Source organism: Nocardia sp. NPDC057455 (assembly GCF_042802775.1).
Lineage (GTDB): Bacteria > Actinomycetota > Actinomycetes > Mycobacteriales > Mycobacteriaceae > Nocardia.
Window position 1 is genome coordinate 1 of sequence record NZ_JBHVDM010000077.1, and the last position, 13,674, is coordinate 13,674.

6 protein-coding genes and 1 tRNA gene are annotated in these 13,674 nt (G+C 70.5%); 3 read left to right on the plus strand and 4 right to left on the minus strand.

Features of this window, described 5'->3' with window-relative positions; genetic code table 11:
- Positions 1-36 precede the first annotated feature (36 nt).
- Positions 37-258, minus strand: a complete 222-nt coding sequence (locus tag ACFU5M_RS25605; RefSeq protein WP_040865367.1) for a DUF3618 domain-containing protein — start codon at positions 256-258, stop codon at positions 37-39.
- Positions 259-423: 165 nt separating this feature from the next.
- Here ACFU5M_RS25605 and bcp point away from each other — a divergent pair, with 165 nt between their 5' ends.
- Positions 424-897 (plus strand): thioredoxin-dependent thiol peroxidase, encoded by a 474-nt coding sequence (gene bcp / locus ACFU5M_RS25610; RefSeq protein WP_379053254.1) that lies wholly within the window; start codon positions 424-426, stop codon positions 895-897.
- Between the two features lie 69 nt (positions 898-966).
- Here the strand turns inward: bcp and ACFU5M_RS25615 are convergent, their stop codons facing one another.
- Positions 967-2,193, minus strand: a complete 1,227-nt coding sequence (locus tag ACFU5M_RS25615) for a hypothetical protein (RefSeq protein ID WP_379053256.1) — start codon at positions 2,191-2,193, stop codon at positions 967-969.
- Positions 2,194-2,488: 295 nt separating this feature from the next.
- Between ACFU5M_RS25615 and ACFU5M_RS25620 the strand changes: the two genes are divergently transcribed.
- A complete protein-coding gene (locus ACFU5M_RS25620; RefSeq protein WP_227954938.1) occupies positions 2,489-3,109 on the plus strand; it encodes a TetR/AcrR family transcriptional regulator in 621 nt (206 codons plus the stop codon).
- Positions 3,110-3,145: 36 nt separating this feature from the next.
- Here ACFU5M_RS25620 and ACFU5M_RS25625 read toward each other — a convergent pair whose 3' ends face one another.
- Entirely contained in the window at positions 3,146-3,583 is a 438-nt protein-coding gene (locus tag ACFU5M_RS25625; RefSeq protein ID WP_043721202.1) for a holo-ACP synthase, read from the minus strand.
- Positions 3,584-3,659: 76 nt separating this feature from the next.
- Positions 3,660-12,977 (minus strand): fatty acid synthase subunit beta domain-containing protein, encoded by a 9,318-nt coding sequence (locus ACFU5M_RS25630; protein ID WP_379053257.1) that lies wholly within the window; start codon positions 12,975-12,977, stop codon positions 3,660-3,662.
- A 386-nt stretch (positions 12,978-13,363) separates the two neighbouring features.
- On the opposite strand from ACFU5M_RS25630, the gene ACFU5M_RS25635 reads away from it, so the two are divergent.
- A tRNA-Leu gene (locus tag ACFU5M_RS25635) sits at positions 13,364-13,445 on the plus strand.
- The last annotated feature ends 229 nt before the right edge of the window (positions 13,446-13,674 follow it).

Genomic DNA, 13,674 nt, shown 5'->3' on the forward strand with positions numbered 1-13,674 from the left:
GGGCTTCGCCACACCGGGTGTCGTCGTTTTTCCGGCTCAGCGGAAGATCTTGAGCAGCACCAGCCCGACCACCAGGGCGGCGGCGCCGATCAAGCTGTACTTCACTTTCGGCTCGTTCAGCTTCCCGACCACGATCTGCTTGGTGTCGTCCGCGATGCGATGCGGGTCCGCGCGTACCGCGAGTTCGTCGAGCGTGCTCGCCAGCCGAGTGCGGGCGGCCTCGATCTCCTGCTCGATCCGCTCGGTATCCCTTGCCACGTTCCACCCTCCTGTTGTCGATTGCCGCGCCCGGTGCACGATCACGCCGCATACTCGGCCGTTCGTGCGGCACCCGGGGCTCGCGGACGAGTGTATCCGCCGCCACGCCGCACCAACCGGCCGCGCGCGGATCGCCTGTCCGGACCTTCGGATACCGTGCTGGAGGTGACCACCAACCAACGACTCTCCCCGGGCGACGCCGCCCCCGAGTTCACGCTTCCCGACGCCGACGGCAAGAACGTCTCGCTGTCGGACTACCGCGGTCGCAAGGTGATCGTGTACTTCTACCCCGCGGCGAGCACGCCCGGCTGCACCAAGCAAGCCTGCGACTTCCGGGACAACCTGGCCGAACTGGACGGCGCGGGCATCGATGTGGTGGGTATCTCCCCGGACAAGCCCGCCAAGCTGGCCAAGTTCCGCGACGCGGAGCAGTTGACGTTTCCCCTGCTGTCGGACCCCGACCGCGCCGTGCTCACGGCTTGGGGCGCCTACGGAGAGAAGACCATGTACGGCAAGACGGTGGTCGGCGTCATCCGCTCGACCTTCTTGGTGGACGAGTCGGGCAAGATCGCCGTCGCGCAGTACAACGTCCGCGCCACCGGCCACGTCGCCAAGTTGCGTCGCGACCTGTCGGTGTAGCGCCGCGGGCAGCGAAAAGCCCGGCGCCACAGGGGCGCCGGGCCGAAATCGGGATGCGGTCCGGGTGGATCAGGCCTGCAACACCTGCTGGGCGGCCCATTGCGCCATCAAACGCAGGTGCTCATCCCACCAGTCCGCGGCTTCCGGGGTGAACACGGCGGGCGGTGGAGCTTCGCCGGGGAACAACAGCGCGCCGTCGGGCGCGTTCAACTTGCGATCGGCCGGAACTCCGGTACCCGGCACCACCTGCGCCGGGGCGCTCGTCTCCGGTCCGTTCGCGGCGTCGGCGGCTACCAGCGGCAGCGGACGCGGTGCGGCACCCCAGCGCTGGTCCGGAAACTGCGCTCCGGTCGCGGTGGCATCGGCGCCGGAGCCGAGCGATCCATCGGACGACTCGTGCGCCTCGGTATCCACCGGCCGGACCGGATCTGCCGGATGCGACGCACCGGCGCCCTCGATCCGCGCATCCGACACCACGCTCGGCATCGGCCGCGAGGAGTCGGTCAGCAGGTAGCTCCCGCCGACGACCATTCCGCTGGCCAGTACCCCGGCCGCGGCGAATACCGCGACCCCGCCGCGCGCCCGGTGCGGCTCGCCCACCGGGTCGGCGCAGGCGTCCTGCTCCAACCGCACGCTCAACGCCGCGCCCGCGGCGGAGGCGAAAGCTCCTATCGTGCAGGGGATCACCGGCGCTCCGAACTTCTCGACCGCCGCCAGCACCGCCGACCCGGCACCCGCCGAGCCGATCAACGCCACCACGTCCGGCCGCGCGTCGGCGGCCTCCAGCTGCTCCCAGGCGGCCGCGACGCCCATGCCGAGCGACCGCGGCGTCGCCCGGCCCGCCTGCCCCACCGCCGCCAGCACCCTGCGACGGCCGTGGTCGACCAGGGTGAACGCCTGGTACCCGGGCACCACCTCGCAGATCAGCAGGTTGTCGTAGGCCTCGAGCCACGTCATCATGCTCGCCACGCTCAGGTGGGCCGATTTCACCGAGACCATCGAGGCGCTGTGCCAGGGACCTGCCGCCAACCGGGTCACGACGGCGCGCCGCTCGGCGGCGTCCCGATAGGCGACCGCGACGCCACCGACCGTCCATTCCGAGCCCAGCCCCGCGGCCAGGGCGCTCAGCGCGGTCTCGACCGCCGCGGCCACGTCGGCCTTGCCGTCGCCGTCCGCTCGCACCACCCGGCGCAGCAGCACCCGGTCGGCGAGCTTCTTGCCGTCGGCGAGCGCTACCGCGTGCACGGCACCGCGCTCGGTGGAAACGCCGAGAGTCACCACAGATTCAGCTACCACTGATACGCCTTCCCTCTGTGCATTTGACCGGGCTCACGCATGCCGAAAGCCATGAGCCCCATGGATTCCCCTGCTCGGAACACACGTCGCGATGCACGCGCGCTCGGTATGTGTTCGGCACCACATCGGTTACGGATGGGTAGCGGAAATCAAGCCGCCTGGACTCGAACGACGGATGCGCGTATCGCCCGACTGCCGCTACCGTTAGCCTGGATGCGTGGAAGTACGCGCGGAGGCCAGGTCGAAGCACCGTGTGGACCCTGCGTTGGAGCTGCAGGACGACCCACAGGAACTCATGCCGCGACGCCGGCCGACGCAGGAACGCAGCAAACGAAAGTTCGACGCCTTACTCCAGGCGTCCAGGGAACTGCTCGTCGAGGTCGGGTTCGAGTCGTTCACCTGCGAGGAGGTGGCGGCCAGGGCGGAGGTGCCGATCGGCACGCTCTATCAGTTCTTCGCCAACAAGTACGTCATCGTCTGTGAGCTGAATCGGCAAGACCTGGTTGCCGTTTCCCAGGAGCTGGCCGACTTCCACGGCGAGATCCCGTCGCTGGACTGGCTGCGGCACATGAACCAGTTCGTCGACCATCTGGCCAACCTCTGGATGACCGACCCGTCCCGGCGGGAAGTGTGGCTCGCCATGCAGTCCACCCCGTCCACGCGGGCCACGGGCGCGATCCACGAGAAGCAGTTCGCCGAGGTCGTCTCACAGATGCTGCGACCGCTCACTCCACGCACCCCACGGGTGCGGCGCACCATGATGGCCGAAGTGCTGGTGCACGTGGTCTATTCGATGCTCAACTTCTCGGTGCAGGACGAGCAGAGCAGCGCGGAAGCGGTCGCCGAACTCAAGCGGCTGATGGTCGCCTACCTGCTCGTCGCGGAGAAGGAATCGCGCACCGGCAGCGAGCGATAACGGTGGCCCCGGCCGCAGCCGGGACCACCGTGCGGCTCAACCGGCGCTGTCGCGGCCTTCGATGAGGTCGGCCAGCTCGCCCGGGTCCTCGAGCACCACCATCGCGGCGGCGGTGTCGCCGTCGTGCGTCAGTGACAAGTGCACCCGCACCCGGGGCAGGAATTCCGCGGCGAGGCCGTGCAGTTTGATGCTCGGCCTGCCCCACGCGTCGTTGACCACCTCGATCAGCGGATACGGGTTGTCCCCGATCTGCGGGCGGCGGGCGAACCGGGACGATGCCCAGGCTTTGAGCACCGCCTCTTTCGCCGCCCACCGCGCCGCGTAGCTGCGCGCCGGGTCGGTCCCTTTGCTCTGGCAGTAGCGCCGCTCTCCCGCGGTGAAACTTTCCCTGAGCATGGTCGTGCCTGCGCGTTCGAGCTGTTCGGCGAACTCGGAGATGGTCACCAAGTCCAGGCCGATACCGAGGATCGTCATAGGCGGGCAGCCTACGACGTACTCGGCGAGCCCGCGCGCGGACCCGGCGCGGCGAGTTGCCCCGCCGCGCTTCCGGTTACGCGCATCCGATGCCCTTCGCGCGGTAGGCGCCGTCCTCCGCGAGGCGTGCCTCCGGCGAGAGCAGCACATCGGCCTCCAGCTGCCGAGCCCGCTTGGCCGGGGTGCCGTCGCCGCCGAGCCTGCGATCCGCGGGACGCTCGTACAGCGGCGCGCCGCCACACATCGCCTCCACGAACCGCTGCCTGCCCGCCAGCTGACGCTCCTGCGCCCTGCGCTGGTACTCCTCGCGCCGTCCCGGCTCGACGGCCTGGATGAACGCCTCCGGATGCACGACGGCCAGCAGGCCGTTCACATGGCCGAAGCCGAGGGAGGTGACCAGACCGGCCTTGAGCGGAAGGCGATCGCCCAGCCGCAGCGGCTCACGCACCCACACCAAGTGCGGGAAGGCCAGCATCTTCTCGTCGACGCAGTCGAGGCTGCGGTTCGGCGGGATGACGCCCTGCTCCAGCACCTGGCACAGGCCGATCAGCTGGAAGGCCGCCGCGCCACCCTTCGCGTGCCCGGTGAGGGTCTTCTGCGACACGACGAACAGCGGAGCGCCGTCCGAGCGTCCGATGGCCGTCGCGAGGCGCTCGTGCAGTTCCGACTCGTTCGGGTCGTTGGCAGCCGTCGAGGTGTCGTGCTTGGACACCACGGCGATCTCGTCCGGGGTCACGCCGAGCTTGCGCAGCTCGGTCGCCAGCCTGGACTCCGCCCCGCCACGACCGGCGCCCAACGCGCCGAGACCGGGAGCCGGGATGGAGGTGTGCACGCCGTCCGCGAAGGACTGCGCGTAGGCCACCACGCCCAGCACCGGCAGACCCATCTCCAGCGCGACGCTGCCGCGCGCCAGCAGGACCGTTCCGCCGCCCTGCGATTCGACGAAGCCGCCGCGGCGGCGATCGTTGGCGCGGGAGAAGTACCGGTCGCTGATGCCCTTGGCGCTCATGGCCGCCGAATCCGCGGTGGCCGACATGTCACCGAAGCCGACGATGCCCTCGATGCCGAGATCGTCGTACCCGCCTGCCACGACCAGATCGGCCTTGCCGAGCCGGATCTTGTCGACGCCCTCCTCGACCGACACCGCGGCGGTGGCGCAGGCCGCCACCGGGTGCACCATCGCGCCGTAACTGCCGACGTAGGACTGCACCACGTGCGCCAGCGCCACGTTCGGCAGCGCCTCCTGCAGGATGTCGTTCGGGCGCGACTCACCGAGCAGGTTGTCGACGTACAGCGAGCGCATCGAGGACATGCCACCCATGCCGGTGCCCTGCGTGTTGGCGACCAGCGAGGGATGCACCCAGCTCATCAACTCCGCGGGGCTGAATCCGGAGCCGATGAAGGCGTCCACCGTGCACACGATGTTCCACAGCGCCACCCGGTCCACCGAAGCGGCCATATCGGGCGAGATGCCCCAGATGGTGGGGTCCCAGCCGGTCGGGATCTGGCCACCGACGGTGCGCGAGAGCTTGGCCCGGCGCGGCACGCGGATCTCGGTGCCCGCCTGGCGCGTCACGGTCCAGTCGCCGGAGCCGGCGACCGGCGTGATCACCGTGTGCTCCGGATCGGCGGCGTAGAAGGCGCGGGCCTCGGCCTCGCCGCCCACCGTGAACGACAGGTCCTGGTCGAGGAAGACCGAGGTCATCAGCGGGGCCGAGTTGTCGGTCATGGCGCCGTCGTCCTCGTAGCGGCGCACACCGCAGCGGGCGACCACGGCGTCGTGATAGCGCTCGGCCACCTCGTGCTCGGGCACGTAGTCGCCGGACGCGGCGTCGTACCAGCCCGGCTTCGGGTCGTTCTCCCAGGTGACCATGCCGGTGGTCCAGGCCAGCTCCAGCACGCCCGCCGCCGACAGCTCGTCGGAGACCTCCATCTCGAAGCGGGTGCGCGCCGAGCCGTACGGGCCGAGTTCGCCCGCGCCGACGATGACCACCATGTCGGCCGGATCCGCGGTCACCTCGCCCCACTCGGGCACCGGCAGTGCGGAGGTCACGGTCGGCGGCGCGGGCAGTGCGGCGATGGTACGACCGGCGTCGGCGTCGGTCTCCGCTTCCGCCTGCTCCGCGGCCTGCTTGGCCAGGGCGGGCAGGTCCAGCTTGGCCCGGGCGAGTCCACCGGTCAGGTCGATCTGCTGCGGGCCGCTCACGGTCACCTGGCGGGCCCGCGAGGTGCACCACTTGAGCAGTTCGTCGGCCATCTCGGCGGTGGACCAGGTCTGCACGCCGGCCTTCTCGACCGCCTCGACCATCGGGTCGTTGTGGCCCATCAGGCCGGTGCCGCGCACCCAGCCGATCAGCGCGTGCACCAGGGTGACCCGAGCCGACCACGACTTCTCGGCTCGCCACTTGGCGACCACCGCGTCCAGCGCCGCCTTCGACTCGCCGTAGGCGCCGTCGCCGCCGAACATGCCGCGGTTGGGCGAACCCGGCAGCACCACATGCAGTTTCGCGTCCACGTCGTGATCGGCGCCCAGCTTGGACAGGCCGCCGATCAGCCGTTCGACCGACCAGAGCAGCACACGCATTTCCATTTCGGCGCGCGCACCCGCGTCGGCGAGATCACCGGCCACCCGCGGCGCCGCGAACGGCAGCAGCAGCGTGGGCGTCATCGCGTCCTTGACCTTGATCTTCGCCCCGCCCGCGCTGTCGACCTGCTCGGTGCCGATCCAGTCGATCAAAGCGTCGATGTCCTGATAGGACGCCATGTTGGCGGGCACCACCCACAGGGCCGCGCCATGGCGGGCGTTGTCCCGGTACAGCTTCCGGTAGAAGCCGAGGCGTTCGTCGTTCAACGCCGAGGTGGTCACCACCACCGTGGCGCCACCGCTGAGCAGCCTGCCGGTCACCGCCGCGGCGATGGACCCCTTGCTGGCGCCGGTGATCACCGCGATGTCCGAGGACCACAGTCCGGGCTCTTCGGTGCTCAGCGCCGCCTCGGCGATGCGCTCGTATACGCCCGCGAGCACCGAACGCGCCTCGTGCATCGCCCGCTGCCGCCACCAGTTCGCCTGCGCCGCAACGGCTTCACCCGCACCGATGAATCCGGTGACCGGTCCGTTCCCGCTGCCCGAGTCGTCGGCCAGCCACAGCCGGGCCAAATCCTCGCGCGCCGTGGCCCACCGGTCGTCCAGCAGTACCGCCTTGCGGGCGTCGAAGGCGGGCGCGACCAGACGCGGCCAGTCCGCACCGAGTTCGGCCGACACCAGGTCGACCAGGGAGTCATCGGACGCTTCCGGTGCGGAGACCCGCTCGGACAGTCCGAGCTGTTCGAGCACGACGCGCGCGGCCGTGGCCAGCACGCCGTCGCGCCCGGTGATCTGTTCGGTGAATTCACCCAGCGCCGCGGCGTCGACGGTCGCACCGCCACCGCCGCCCGCCGAGGGCAGCGACACCGCGACACCGCGGCGGGCCGCGACGGCCTGCACGGCGGCGTCGATGGCGGCGTCGACCGAGGCAGCGTCGCCCAGCGCGCCGGAGACCAGCCCGCCCAGGTCACCGCCGCGCACGCTGGTGCCTTCCCTGGTGCCCAGCGACACCTCGGCGGTCACGTGGCTGGCCCACCCGTCACCGAGTTCCCAGACCTTCGTGACCCGATCGGCGATGGCGGCCGGACGCTTGCCGGACGGGCCGAACACCTTGCGCAGATGATCGCCGATGGCGTCGGTGAGCACCGTGCCGAAGGGACGGTAGGTCCGGGCGAGCCGCTCCACCGTCGCGGACAGCGCGCCCATGTCGGCGTCGGCCGCGCCGTCGATCGCACCGAGCGAGAGCTCGGAGCCGAGGTCGACCAGCAACTGGTTACGCCGGGAGGACACGCCGTCGCACAGACCCTCGATGGTGTCCACGGGGCCGATCTGATCCAGCCGCAGCTTGGTCCACAGGGCGATCAACACCCGGGTGGCGTCCGCTGCGGTGAACGCGATGTCGTCCGGACGCGGACCACCCGAACTCGGGGCGGGCGCGGCCACAGGGGCTGCGGCGACGGTCGCTGCCGGAGCCGCGGTGGCCGCCGGCTCCTCGACGGGCTCGTCGACCGGTGCGGGGTCGGTGTCGGTCGAGTAGACGATCGCCGCCTCCCGCTCGATGTTGAGCACCTCGACCTTGGCGCCGCCGAACGCGGGCAGCTTCAGCGTCTGACTGGCCAGGTTCGCCACGGTCGGCGTGGCGCCCAGACCGATCTCGACGAACCGCTCGACGCCGAGTCCGCCGTGCGCGGCATCGGTGAACAGCAGGTCTTGCGTCTCGATCCAGCGCACCGGGCTGGCGAACTGCCAGGCCAGCAACTCGACCAGCACCACGCGGCACAGCTCGGTCGGCCGGGCCGCCCAGCTGTCGAAGTCGGCCAGTACGGCCGCGAGCGGCTCGGACGGCACCAAGTCCGCGATCTCCTGAACGAACGCCCGCTCCAGCGAGAACAACCTTGGCACCAGGTTCGGGATGTATCGGCCGACCAGGACCTCCGGGCGCAGATCCACCGGCAGCAGCTGCTCGAGCTTCTGCCGGAACTCCGGAACGCCCTTGCGCAGCACCGTCGAGTGGAACGGCACGTCGATGCCGGGAACCACGATGAACGCCCGCTTGCCACCGAATTCGGCACGGCGGCGGTCGATTTCCTCTTCCAGCGCGTCCAGCCCGGCCACCGTGCCCGCGATCGCGTACTGCGACCCGCGCAGGTTCAAGTTGACCACCTCGAGGAACTCCCCGACCCGCTCGCCGACTTCCCGGACGAAGCCGACGACCTCCGCGTCGGGCAGCCCGATCTGCGAGGGCCGGATCGCGGCCATACGGTAATCGCTGCGGCCCTGCGCGTCCCGCGGCACCAGCTCGTGCATCGCGGAACCGCGCTGGAACACCACCTCGAGCACCGCCTCCAGCGGAAGCACTCCGGCGACGGCGGCGAGCGCGTTGTACTCGCCGACCGAGTGGCCCGCCAGCAGCGCGCCCTCGACGAACGCCCCGGCTTCGCGCAGTTCCGCTACCTGGGCGACACCGAGAACCGCCATGGCGACCTGGGTGAACTGCGTCAGGTGCAGCACGCCGTCCGGGTGCCGGTGTTCGACGCCCCGCGCCTTCAAGTAGGTCGGGTTGTCCCGCACCACGGCGAGAATCGAGAAGCCGAGCACCGCGCGGGTGTGCTTGTCCGCGCGGTCCCAGATCTCCTTGGCCGCCTTCGACCGGGAGCGGGCGTCCAGCCCCATCCCCTTGCGCTGGATGCCCTGGCCGGGGAAGGCGTACACGGTCTTCGGCGCCGCGGTGCGACCGGTCGCGGTCATCACCAGCTCGCCTTCGGCCCGGCAGGAGACCTCGACGATCTCGCTGCCCGCGTCGACGGCGACGCGCTCGACGCGCACATCGATCTGCGCACCGGGGCGGACCATGCCGAGGAACCGGGTGGTCCACGCGGTCAGCGTGCGCGCGGGCGCCGAAGCGGCCGGATCGACCGCCGACACCACGTGCTGTGCGGCGGCCGACAGCCACATGCCGTGCACGATCGGGCTGCCGAGGCCGGCGAGCTTCGCGGCGGAATCGCTGGTGTGGATCGGGTTGTGGTCACCGGAGACGGCGGCGAAGGCGTGCATGGTGCGCGGCGCCACGATGGTGACGTCGCGACGACGCCTGCGCGGGGTGTCGGTGGCCGCCTCGGACACCGTGCCCGCCGCGCGCGGCGGATCGGTCAGTTCGCCCGCGCCGGTGCGTCCGCGGATCGCGAATCGCTCGGTGAGCGTGGCCAGCACCGGCATCGACATCCCGGTCTCGGGCTTGTCCAGCATGGCGGTGATCCGCACGTGCACCTCGACGACGCGGCCGAGGTCGGTGTCGAGGGTCTCCCCGGCCTCCGCGCGCACCGCCAGCACGCTGGTCTCGGCGGGCAGGTCACCGGCGAGGTGCACTTGGTGGTCCAGGTGGACCAGGTCGAGCATGCCCTCGATGACGCTCTCGCCCTTCGCGGTACGAGTCGCGCCGAGCACCGCGAACACGGCGGGCCAGCAGGCGCCCACCAGCACGTCGGGCACGGTACGGCCGAGCGTGCTCAGCGTGGCGGGCAGGCCGGAACCGGTGACGCCTGCGTGATCGGCGATCAGATCCGGCATCCAGGCCAGGTTCACGTGCGCGACCTTGCCCTTGACCTCGGGAAGATCCTGGCCCGCGGCGACCGCGAGCAGCGCGGCCATGGCCTCGTGGGCGTCGGCCTCGGTGACCACCGGGGCGCCGCCGTTGTAGACCGAGGTCGGCACGGTGATCCGGATGCGCACCGCGTTGCCCGCCAGCAGCGGGACGGTCAGTTCCAGGTAGGCGTGCTCCTGCTCCGGGCCGGTGGTCTCGGCCAGCGTCGCGCCACTGGGCGGATGCACCGCGCCCTTCCCGTCGACGACCCATTCGGACAGGTCGCCGAGCCGGTGCACCGGGCTGATCGTGGTGCGCCCGGCCCAGTGCACGTCCGGGGCGGCCAGCACGGCGTCGATCGGGCCGCTGGTGACGCCCGCGGTGCGGCGCGCGTCCACCGCGGCGGGTGTCACGCCCGCACGCACCAGGGAGTAGGCGGTGTCCTGTTCGAAGCGGTCGAGCAGCTCGCCGACCGGCTCGTCGACCCGGGTGATGCCCGCGACCGCGACGGTGCCGGGGATGACGCACACCTGATCGGCCGAGTAGCGCGGATCGTGCGCCTGCCACAGCGAATCCGAGCGCCACCAGCGGCGCACGTCCGCGTCCACGACCGGCACGAAGTTCACCGGCTTGCCCGGCGTCTTGCACAACGCGATGAAGAACGGGACGTCGGCCGGGTGCAGCAGCGTCTGCGCCGTCGCCGGGTAGGCGTCCTTGAGGGCGCACAGCGCCGCGACCGGATCTTCGAAGTCGTCGTCGGCGGCGAACAGCGTGGGGATCTCGCCGCGGTCGGCCGGATGCAGCCGGGACTCGGTGCGGCGCATCATCTCCGCGAACCGTTCGCGCCAAGTGATGTCCAGCCACACCGAACTGGTGGCCTCCGCGATCGCGTCGCCCAGGTCGCTGCCGCAGTCGAAGTCTTTGCGGCGGTCCAGCCCGACCGCGAGCTCGACGTAGCGTTCCAGCCAGTCCTGGTAGGTCATGGTGACCAGGTCACCGAAGTACGGCTTGGCGGTGGCGTTCAGCGCCGCGATGATCTCGTCACGGCGCGCGGCGACCGCGTCGGCGTCGCCGGCGACCTCGTCCAGCAGGCGGCCGGTGCGCGAGGCGGCGTTGTCGATCTCGTGGATGTCGGCGCCCAATTGACTACGGCCCGAGGCCATCCCGCCGGAGGCGGTGCCCGCGCCGACCCAGTCGGGAGTGCCGGGGGTGTCCACCAGCAGTTGCTTGACCTCCGGTGCGGTGGTGGCTTCCAGCGTGGCCATCGCCGCCGTGCCGATCAGCACACCGTCCAGCGGCATCACGGGATAGCCGTGCCGAACCGCCCATTCACCGGTGAGGTACTCCGTCGCCCGCTCGGGGGTGCCGATGCCACCGCCGACGCACACCACCACGTTCGCGCGGTTGCGCAGCTCGGCGTAGGTGTCCAGCAGCAGGTCGTCCAGGTCCTCCCAAGAGTGGTGACCACCGGCCTTACCGCCCTCGATGTGCATGATCACCGGGTAGTCCGGCACCTCGTCGGCGATCCGCAGCACGGCCCGGATCTGGGCGACGGTGCCCGGCTTGAACGCGACGTGCGCGATGCCGACCTCGGCGAGTTCCTGGATCAGCGCGACGGCTTCCTCCAGCTCCGGGATGCCGGCGGTCACGATGACGCCGTCGAACGGGGCGCCCGCCGAACGGGCCCGCTGCACCAGCCGCTTGCCGCCCAGCTGGAGCTTCCACAGGTAGGGATCGAGGAACAAGGAGTTGAACTGCACCGAGCGCCCCGGATGCAGCAGCTTCTTCAGCTCGGCCACCCGGTCTGTGAAGATCTGTTCGGTCACCTGGCCACCACCGGCCAGCTCCGCCCAATGGCCCGCGTTCGCCGCGGCCGCGACGATCTTCGCGTCGACCGTGGTCGGGGTCATGCCCGCGAGCAGGATCGGCGAGCGTCCGGTCAGTTTGGTGAAGGCGGTCTCGACCACGATGCGCCCGTTGGGCAGCCGCACCGGGCGCGGCGCGAACGCCGACCACGCAGCCGCAGGCTCCGGCGCGGCCCCCGGGGTGAGCAGGCTGCGCTGCCCGGCGCGGGTGGCGGCCGCGACCATGCCGAGGCCGGTGCCCTTCAACGTGCCCGACGTGACGCGGGACAGCAGATCGCCCGGGCCGAGGTCCAGGATCCACTGCGCGCCCGCGGAGATCACGCCCTCGACGACGTCCACCCAGTCGATCGGATCCACCAGGATCTGCCGCGCCAACCGGCCCGCCAGCTCGGCGTCCAGGCCGCACTGGGTGGCCCAGCTGCTCACCAGGTCGACGGTGTCGGACAGCGCCGGGTGGTGGAACGCCACGTCGACGGCCACGTCCTCGAAGACCGGAGCGAACACCGAGCCGCCGCGCACCTTGGCGTCGCGCTCGCGCGCCTGCTCGTCGTGCGTCTGCGCGCACCGCTGGCGCACCCGATCCAGCTGCGCGGGCGGACCCGAGAGCACCGCGCGCCGACGTCCGTTACGGATCGAGACCACCACGGTCGCGGCGGGATCGGCTCCCTCGCACACCTCGGCCACCACGGCGCGCAACTGCTCGGGATCGACATTGGACACCGCGACCATCGGCGAGCGCTCGCCCACCGGCATCAGCCCACGCCGCCGCGCCACCAGACCCGCTGCGGCGCCGATCATCTGAGCCACCGCGAGCAGCTCCGCGTCACGGGCGCCGCCTGCTTCGACCGCCGCGGCGGCGAGCAGGCCCTGCGAGTGCCCGACGATCGCGACCGGGGCGTGCTCGGCCGGATCCAGACCTTGCAAGCGCAGCGCCCGCACGGCCGCCACCTGGGTCAGCATCACGCCGGGCATGGACACCGCGGCCGAACGCAGCACCGGCTCGGACGGAGCCGCGGAGGTCTCCCCCTCATCGGTGTCGGCGAGTTCGTTCTCCAGCATCCAGCCGATCGGGTCGAAGCCGACCGGACGCACCACCAGCAACTGCGCCGCCACCGGCTCGAGCAGCGTGGCCGCCTCGTTGACCAGCGCGGTCAGTTCCGGCTCCAGCGCACTGTCGCGCCCGATCTCCTCCAGCTCGCTCAACCACTGGGCACCCTGCCCACCGAAGGCGAGCGCGTATGGCACGCCGCCGAGCAGACGATCCAACAGCGGCGACCGCGCCCCGCCCGACGCGGCCTTCCCGGCGGCGGCTACCGCCTTCGTGCTCTGTCCGGACTCGGTCCTGGTGCTCTCGTTGATCGTCAAGACGCTTCGACTTCCTTCTCCATGCGACATGCCTCGGCGACACGCCGGTCCCTACCGGTTCACGAGTGATCGCGGGTGATCGGCCTGATACGGGCGAGGATGGCACAAAATCATGAGGAAATCCTCACGTTTGCCGCTGGGCGTGGCCGCTACTTAGGAGTATTCGAGTACTTCCGTACCAGAATAACGATGAACATGACTCCGCCTCATGTTTGAACCCGCTGGTCCACCCGGTTACCAACGCGTAAGAAACATGAGCGCCCCTCATGTTGTCGTTGTCCAAATCGTTATAATCCCAGGTAAGGTTACTGACGAGTACGCCACACCTTCCCAATGCTTCGTAATGGGCGAATCGCCCGGTAGAGTTTGGACGGTCGTACCATCAAGCGCGAGTGGCGAAATTGGCAGACGCGCCAGATTTAGGTTCTGGTGTCCACGGACGTAGGGGTTCAAGTCCCCTCTCGCGCACAGATTCCCGTCAGTCGTGACGCTTCCCCGAGCCGCGTGTCGGAGTGCACTCGCACACACGTAGGCCACCAGCGAAACATGCTTTGACCTGCATCGGTTCCTGGCACCCCTGCCAGACTGCGACACGCCTGCCCCTGCGAGAAGTTTGCTGGCGGAGGTGATCAGCGGTGATCGCGCCGGTCATCCCACCACGGCCGCCGTTGCAGGAACTCAGTAACGGACCGCACGT

What these genes read in the sequence shown, in the direction of transcription:
- ACFU5M_RS25620 (WP_227954938.1), top strand. Translation starts at nt 2,489, where the DNA reads ATGCCGCGACGCCGGCCGACGCAGGAACGCAGCAAACGAAAGTTCGAC.
- ACFU5M_RS25625 (WP_043721202.1), bottom strand. Translation starts at nt 3,583, where the DNA reads ATGACGATCCTCGGTATCGGCCTGGACTTGGTGACCATCTCCGAGTTC.